Source organism: Halolactibacillus sp. JCM 19043 (assembly GCF_001310395.1).
GTDB lineage: Bacteria > Bacillota > Bacilli > Bacillales > Amphibacillaceae > Halolactibacillus > Halolactibacillus miurensis.
This window is the reverse complement of record NZ_BAXD01000063.1, coordinates 1-4,043: the sequence shown is the minus strand read 5'-3', so window position 1 is coordinate 4,043 and position 4,043 is coordinate 1. Positions and strand designations below refer to the sequence as shown.

The following is a 4,043-nucleotide window of genomic DNA, read 5'->3' as shown; positions in this document are numbered from 1 at the left end:
AAATGTTTCGCTGTCGTTTTGTTGACAACTATTTAACTATAACATATCTCTTGGATGGAAGTCAATAACTTTTTACAAAAAAGTTATTTTCAATCATTATTTGAAATGCCCTCTCAAAAGACTGCCTAAATAATATACCACGAATAGCTTTTCAAATGCAAGGATTAATTGCAAGTTTTTTAAAAAACTTGTCGATTGAGCTGTTCCTTCATTAAATACGTTTAAAAGATAAGGATTTTCATCAACATCAAACTAGCTAAGCCGTACCCACTTAGCGCTGTCGTTATCCCAACCGTCATAACATTAATAGGTAAATGAAAACCAATCAATCCACCAATGACATTGATAAAGAAGATAATAAGTACACTTGCAATCATGCGATAAATCAGTTTAGCTATTTGAAATCCTAATCTTTTCATTTTATTCCCTCCATCATCATTATACTAACCATGCTCTTTTTAACTATTACATCGTTATTATTTATATGAAGAAACTAAAAAAAAAGAACGCCCATCATTTTTGACGGGCGTTTAAGTGTAGACGTCTTGCTTCTCTTAATAAGAAGAAATATTTTATTTCCGCAATCTTCAATTGGTACTCACCTTCAACGGATGGATCTAACTACGTTCCATCACACCTTTAACTTGTGTCCATTCTGACTGCAAACGGTAAATGTCATCAAGCAATGCTTGTTCATATTGTTTTTTCTTTCGGTTTGTTCGAAAGCCCATAATCAACACATCACTTTCAGATTATAATTCACGTCGACCTTCTAATGCTTTCGATAAAGTCACTTCATCGGCATACTCTAAATCGCCACCCATTGGTAAGCCATGAGCGATCCGAGTAATTCGGATACCTGACGGTTTAACGAGACGAGAGATATACATCGCCGTTGCTTCACCTTCTACATTAGGGTTTGTTGCGAGAATAAGCTCTTCGACTTTATCATCTTTTAAACGTTTAATTAAATCAGGTACATTAATATCTTCTGGTCCAATCCCATCCATCGGTGAGATTGCCCCATGGAGCACGTGATAACGTCCATTAAATTCACGCATTTTTTCCATTGCAATAACATCTTTAGGATCTTGTACGACACAAATAACGGAGTCATCGCGGGTATGATCACTACAAATCTGGCATGGATCTTGGTCAGTAATATGGCCGCATACGCTGCAGTGTGTGAGTTCCCGTTTCGCATTGACTAATGCCTTCGCAAAATCTAGCACATCGTCTTCTTTCATATTTAAAACAAAAAAAGCCAGTCGGACCGCAGTTTTCGGTCCGATTCCTGGCAATTTAGTAAAGCTATCAATCAGCTTTGAAATTGGTTCAGGATAATACATATACTCGCTCCTTAAAACATTCCCGGAAGATTCATACCTTGAGTGAATTTACCCATCTTCTCGTTTGATGTTTCATCCACTTTATTTAATACTTCATTTGTCGCAGCAATGATTAAATCTTGTAGCATTTCTACATCATCTGGATCAACAACTTCTTCATTAATCTCTACATCAACAATTTCCTTCTTACCGTTAGCAATGACTTTAACCATACCGCCACCTGCTGTTGCTTCAAAGCTCATCTCTTGTAATTCCTCTTGAGCTTTCATCATATCTTTTTGCATTTTTTGCATTTGTTTCATCATTTTATTCATGTTTGCATTTCCACGCATTGTGTTTTCCTCCTTGTAATTAAAAACTTTAGTCTTCATGTATTTCTATTAAATCATCACCGACTAATTTCCGTGCTTCTTCAACAACGGGGTCTTCTTCTTGTTCTTCTGTTTCTCCTGAATCTTTTGCTTTTAACTTTTGTTCTTTAATAAAGTCCTCGCGCAATTTCAGCACGCTTCTTCAGGAATTGGGATAAATGACATGTGATGTCCCGTTGTTTCTAACAGAATCGCTTCTATTAGTTCCCGATGATCAAGTGCTAACGAACAATGAATATCATATTTAAAAGCAATCACCAAGTTATCAAACGATGCCGCTGCTGGCTTAGCATCTTGCAAGGTCGCATGAGCTGGCGCACTTTTCGTTTTCACTTGTTGCAATACATTTGCCCAAGCGCGTTGCACATTTTGTAAGTGTTCTTTTTCTGCCTTTTCTAACGTGAGGCGGATTTTTTCAAACGGTATTTTATAGTTACTCTTACTTTGCGGGGTACGCTTTTGTTGACGCTTGGGTGATGCAGCTTGCTCTGTTTTTATGCCTTGTTCTTTTAACACTCGTAGTTCTTTTTCTAGTTTACCAAGCTTTTCGGTTAACTGCAAAATGTGTGAATCATTGGCTACTGACGACGCTTGGTCTTCTTCTGTTAGTTTTAATACACTAATCTCTATAAAGACTTTTGGACTTGTCGTCCACTTCATCTCTTGTTGACAATGATTCCATTCACTAATCGCCTGTTGGATCCAGTGTGGATCGAGTCGATTGGCTAGTTCTTTAAAAGCCTCATCAGGTACGGCACGCTCTAATTGATTAGCAAGCGTTGGCGCGGCCCGGTACATCAACGCATCCCGCAAGAAGTAAATCAAATCATGAATTAAACGTCCGGGATCTTTTCCTTCTTGAATGAACTGGTCGACAAGGCTCAGGGCTGTACTCACGTCTTTATCGGCTAGTGCTACTGTGAGCTGTTGTAGCCTTGCTTGTGAGACAGAACCTGTAATCTGTAACACATCTTCTAACGTCACTTCACCATCACTATACGAGATCGCTTGATCTAGAAGACTCAATGCATCCCGCATTCCACCTTCTGCCGCGAGCGCAATCTGATGATAAGCCTCGTCACTTACGGTCATATCTTCATGAGCCATAATGACTTTCATTCGTTCAATTAAGGCTTGCTGCGTAATCCGTTTAAAATCGAAACGCTGACACCTCGAAATAATCGTTAGCGGGATTTTATGTGGCTCTGTTGTTGCTAATATAAAGATGACGTGTTTTGGTGGTTCTTCTAACGTCTTTAATAACGCATTAAAGGCACCCATCGATAACATATGCACCTCATCGATAATATACACCTTATAAGGTACGGATGTCGGGGCATATTTCACTTTATCTCGTATATCACGAATCTGTTCGACACCATTATTAGAAGCAGCATCAATTTCCATCACATCAGGAATCGCTCCTGACTGGATACCTTTACAGCTGGCACACTCTAAACACGGCTCTTTCGTTGGGGCGTGTTCACAGTTAATCGCCTTCGCAAATATTTTTGCCGCACTTGTCTTTCCTGTCCCTCGCGGGCCAGTAAACAGATAAGCGTGTGAGAATTTATCTTGTACGAGAGCATTCTGTAATGTTCGTGTTATATGTGCCTGTCCAACCACATCTTCAAATACTTGTGGGCGAAAGACACGATATAGGGCTTGATAGCTCATATATAACCGGATCCTCTCTTCGTGTTAAGTCTCATCTTATTATAACTGAAACACACAGAAGTTGCATTAGTTAATCTCCCTGGATTTTATCGTTTTAGGGCGAGAAGACACCTTCCTCAAGTGCGTCAGCACTAGGTGGGTGATGAATCGATTTTTTGAATATTTTTGAAGTGACAAACATATATTCCTCATGGTACAATTAAAGCACTAACAGTGACCGTCACAAAACAAAGAGAGGGTGGGTATCATGGGCATGAAGGCCATTTTTTCAAATCGCTTATATAAGTATAAGATCGACCCTGATTTTGTTATGTCCATGAATCACACCCTTCGGGTGTTTAATCAAGCCAAACATTTTCGCTATCAAGCGGAGGTCCGGGAGCTTAGGGGCGTGAAAGCGAAAAGTTCCGTCTCCATCCATCAACAGTTGAAACAACATTACGGATTAAATGATTATTATGCGACCAGTGCTGTTCAACAAGGACGGGCGCTTCTATCCGCGCAAAAAGAATTGAAGAAGGTGTACATGCGTAATAAAAAAGAGCAAATCAATGCCGTTAAAAGAAAAATAAAAGCGACGAAGGCGCGCTTGACGACCCTTCAAAAGATAAAAGGCTCTTTTGTCAAAGGAACACCGCTGTTCAAT

The 4,043-nt window shown here is 39.5% G+C and carries 5 protein-coding genes and 1 pseudogene; 1 reads left to right on the top strand and 5 read right to left on the bottom strand.

What is annotated here, in order from left to right; all coding sequences use genetic code 11:
• Positions 1 to 221: 221 nt before the first annotated feature.
• From JCM19043_RS15480 to dnaX, 5 genes and pseudogenes are all read right to left on the bottom strand, one after another.
• Positions 222 to 419: a pro-sigmaK processing inhibitor BofA family protein gene (locus tag JCM19043_RS15480; protein WP_062323930.1), complete on the bottom strand. Its 198-nt coding sequence runs from the start codon at positions 417 to 419 to the stop codon at positions 222 to 224.
• Positions 420 to 513: 94 nt separating this feature from the next.
• Positions 514 to 591, bottom strand: coding sequence for a DUF2508 family protein (locus JCM19043_RS17925; protein WP_082394601.1), 78 nt, complete (start codon positions 589 to 591; stop codon positions 514 to 516).
• Between the two features lie 161 nt (positions 592 to 752).
• A complete protein-coding gene (gene recR / locus JCM19043_RS15475) occupies positions 753 to 1,349 on the bottom strand; it encodes a recombination mediator RecR (RefSeq protein WP_062323927.1) in 597 nt (198 codons plus the stop codon).
• 11 nt (positions 1,350 to 1,360) lie between these two features.
• Entirely contained in the window at positions 1,361 to 1,681 is a 321-nt protein-coding gene (locus JCM19043_RS15470) for a YbaB/EbfC family nucleoid-associated protein (RefSeq protein ID WP_062323925.1), read from the bottom strand.
• Between the two features lie 28 nt (positions 1,682 to 1,709).
• Positions 1,710 to 3,397: pseudogene (dnaX, locus tag JCM19043_RS15465) on the bottom strand (DNA polymerase III subunit gamma/tau).
• 247 nt (positions 3,398 to 3,644) lie between these two features.
• Here dnaX and JCM19043_RS15460 point away from each other — a divergent pair.
• Positions 3,645 to 4,043: hypothetical protein (locus JCM19043_RS15460; protein WP_062323923.1), on the top strand; the 399-nt coding region annotated here is incomplete at its 3' end.